At 44.6% G+C, this 2,272-nt stretch carries 4 protein-coding genes; 1 reads left to right on the top strand and 3 read right to left on the bottom strand.

Annotation, left to right across the window (positions count from 1 at the left end):
• The 3 genes from QVA83_RS18470 to QVA83_RS18460 form a co-directional block, all read right to left on the bottom strand.
• Positions 1-461 (bottom strand): chemotaxis protein CheX (locus QVA83_RS18470; RefSeq protein WP_287498793.1); only part of this gene is annotated, 461 nt, incomplete at its 3' end.
• Complete coding sequence (locus tag QVA83_RS18465; protein WP_014951103.1) at positions 451-924, bottom strand: transcriptional repressor; 474 nt, start codon at positions 922-924, stop codon at positions 451-453. The genes QVA83_RS18470 and QVA83_RS18465, both read right to left, overlap by 11 nt.
• Before the next feature lie 35 nt (positions 925-959).
• On the bottom strand, positions 960-1,424 hold the full coding sequence (locus QVA83_RS18460; RefSeq protein ID WP_014951102.1) for an Rsd/AlgQ family anti-sigma factor: 465 nt from the start codon (positions 1,422-1,424) through the stop codon (positions 960-962).
• A gap of 161 nt (positions 1,425-1,585) precedes the next feature.
• Between QVA83_RS18460 and nudC the strand changes: the two genes are divergently transcribed.
• A partial coding sequence (gene nudC / locus QVA83_RS18455; RefSeq protein ID WP_287498792.1) for an NAD(+) diphosphatase occupies positions 1,586-2,272 on the top strand: 687 nt, incomplete at its 3' end.

Genomic DNA, 2,272 nt, shown 5'->3' with positions numbered 1-2,272 from the left:
TTGTCAAAACAGATTTCCAAATGCGCTAATCCTTCGTCGCACATGAAAGGAAGAATAATTTTAGCACCATCAACCTGGTGACTAATCGTATGTTGCTTTCCTGATACAACGATGGGTGTTGCCATTCCAAACTCGTAACCCCGCTCAGCAAGGTCTCGTTTTGCGTTACCGCAAATCATGTTGGTAACTTCGCCAACCATGTCGCCTACTTCTGCATCAAGCTTCTCAGGGCGCTCTCCAACCATTCTCTCCATTATGGTCAGGGCCAAAGACTCGTCAAAAGTAATAGACATCGAGCCGCGAACGTCAGGGCCCACCATGCCAATTAGCCCCGATACATCGCCTTTGGCGATATCACTTTGTTTGCGCTTGGGCTTGCCAGGGGTCAATTTAGTTTGAGCCATGGTTTCAAGCACGTTCAAAAGACCAGCAATAAACGGGTTCACAAAATCAGCATTCATGTACACTCTCCTGGGCAGCGTGATCTTCCGTTTGTTGACAATCGGCACATAATCCATGGGCCTCTATAGTTTGTTTCGATACTTTGAATCCGTGTTGCTTTGCTTGGCTATCAAGGGTCTCTTGAAGACCTTCAGATTGAATTTCAGCAACATCACCACAGCTGTCACAAATTAGAAACTGAACAGGGTGGTTACAACCAAAATGATAGCAGGCCACAAACGCATTGGTAGACTCTAAACGGTGAATAAACCCAAAATCGAGAAGAAAATCAAGGGCGCGATAGACTGTCGCAGGTTTGGCACTAGACTCTGTTTCTTTCAGTGAGTCGAGTAGTTCATAAGCACCCATAGGGCCGTGCTTTGAAACAAGAATTTCGTACACCTTTTCTCTAAGCGGTGTGAATCTGGCGCCGCGTTGCTCGCAATAAGCCCGTGCCTTATGAATAAGTGTGGTTTTGTTCATTGATGATAACCGTAAACTCGACTTTCATTGTTATATTAAAGCGTCACTTCTGGATCACGTTTTTTAGTGTGTACATGAGCTATTAACTCATCTTCCAAGGAGAAACGCTCTTCTAATGTCTCACCAAGCTTGGCTAGCGCTGAGTCAAATTCAGCTGCCTGCTCGGGCGTTACTGCTTGTGCAAACGTATCATTAAATGCGAGTGCTGCGTCAGTGGTTTTTGTCAATCTGGGGTAAAGTTTATCTCGTAGTGCAAGGCCTTCATTGTCGTTTTCAACCAACATATCGAAAACCTCAAAGTGTCCTACCGACAAATAATCGAGTAATGCGCTGCAAAAGTTGTCTATTTCATCTGGGTCAGGTAAACACTCGCTTCGCTTGTTAATACCTGCTAGTTCACAGAAAGAAACTAACAGTGCCTGTCTGTCCATTAACCAGCGGTCAATAACCTGGCTTTTCCCGCCCCATTTTGATTTAACGCTTTCTAACTGTTGCAACATTTTGATGTGTTACCCGTTTAGCGACAATAAGTTTCAGTATAACACTGTGCACTAGCGACACAAATTTTGCGCGAAAAAGTTCGTTTCAAAATGTATGGTGGCGATCTATACGCTCAGTATTTAGTGTAGTATGAAGCATTAAAGAACAGGAGTGATGTGCAATGATGATAAAGTTGGATGAGGCGAAACTAGCTGCTCAGCAAGCCCTGTGGGTAGTTTTTAGTCGCGGCAAAATTGTAGTACAAGAATCGTCTGAGTCTATCCCCATTGCTTATCTGAGTGATATTCCATTTTTAGCATCTTATGTCGATGAAATTCATCAACTTCCGCCGCTCAATGAGACGGCGCATAGAGACCTGCCCGTATACGTCGTTGATTTGGGCGCTGAGCATGTTGAGGAACCCGGTTGGGAACGGGTATCGCTTAGACAGCTTCTTTTTGCCGAATACGATATAGCCTTTTCCGTTATTGGGCGAGCCTGGCAATACATCCATTTCTTGCGTACTCATCAATTTTGCGGGCAATGTGGAGCCAAGACTGAACGCGTAGATTGGGAAATGGCAATGCATTGTCACCGCTGCCAACATCGCAGTTATCCAAGAGTGTCTCCCTGTATCATTGTTTCTATACACGACAGCGAAAAAATACTTTTGGCCAAAGGCGTTCGCCATCGAGAATCTAATATGTATTCAACTCTTGCTGGCTTTGTAGAAAGTGGTGAAAGTCTGGAGCAAGCGGTCCACAGAGAAGTTTTCGAAGAAGTTGGCGTTAAGGTTAAAAACTTGCGCTATTACAATAGTCAGCCATGGCCATTTCCACATTCCTTAATGGTCGGGTTTATTGCCGAG

It is taken from the genome of Alteromonas sp. AO-Serp (genome assembly GCF_017849675.1).
Classification (GTDB): Bacteria; Pseudomonadota; Gammaproteobacteria; order Enterobacterales; family Alteromonadaceae; genus Alteromonas; species Alteromonas macleodii.
This window is presented reverse-complemented; position numbering and strand designations above follow the sequence as displayed.